This window comes from Rhodococcus sp. ENV425 (assembly GCF_002887785.1).
Lineage (GTDB): Bacteria > Actinomycetota > Actinomycetes > Mycobacteriales > Mycobacteriaceae > Rhodococcus > Rhodococcus aetherivorans.
Genome location: NZ_PCZU01000294.1, coordinates 12,596 through 13,548, shown reverse-complemented (window position 1 = coordinate 13,548; position 953 = coordinate 12,596). Strand labels below are relative to the sequence as shown.

The 953-nt window shown below is 69.4% G+C and carries 1 protein-coding gene; it reads right to left on the bottom strand.

Annotation, left to right across the window (positions count from 1 at the left end):
- The coding region (locus CQZ88_RS27820; protein WP_180987097.1) for an AMP-binding protein at positions 1-953 on the bottom strand (953 nt) is incomplete at both ends.

Genomic DNA, 953 nt, shown 5'->3' with positions numbered 1-953 from the left:
CATACGCCGTGTTCGACGCCCGCAACGGCGCCAACCGCTCCGCATCGGTGACCGGAGCGTCCGACAGTTCGTCGAGGTCGAGGGTGTCGAGAGTGAGCGTCGGGATCGTCTGTCCCGGTACCACGAAGCCGTCGCGCTCGGTGGTCAGCACCACCACCGGAGCCGCGACCTCGAGAATGTACCCGGTCCGCTCCGCCGGCTGGTCCGGGTCCAGTGGCACATACGCACCACCGGCCTTGACCACGGCGTACATGCCCACCAGCAACTCGACCGACCGGCGCATTGCCAGCGCCACGGTCGACTCCGGCCCCACACCCAGCGCAACAAGCTGCCGCGCAAGACGATTGACCCGGGCATCGAACTCGCCGTAGGTGAGCGTCACACCCTCGAACACCAACGCCGGCGCGTCGGGAGCGCGCCGCACCTGCTCGTCGAACAGATCCACCAGCGTCGCCGGCCCCCCGACCGCACGAGCGGTCTCGTTCCACGCCTCGAGCACCCGCACCCGCTCGGCCGCCTCGAGAATCTCGATATCCCCCAGCGCCACCGACGGATCGGCCACAATCGCCTCGAGCACCCGCACGAACCGCTCCGCGAACACCACGACGGTTGGCTCGTCGAACAGATCCGTGGCGTACGTGAGCACGCTCGTGATCCCCTCGGGGGCGCCGTCGTCGGCGTACCGGTCGGTGACCACGAGATGCAGGTCGAACTGCGAGGTCTGCAGGTCCGCGTCCACACCGGAGACGGTCAGTCCCGGCAGCTCGAGGCTCGTCGTCGCGAGGTTCTGGAACGACAGGCCCACCTGGAACAGCGGATGCCGCGCCGTCGACCGCTCCGGATTGAGCACCTCCACGAGCCGCTCGAACGGCACGTCGGCGTTCGCGAAGGCCTGCAGGTCCCGCTCCCGCGCCTGGTCGAGCAGGTCGGCGAAGGACTCGCCGGGCTCGACC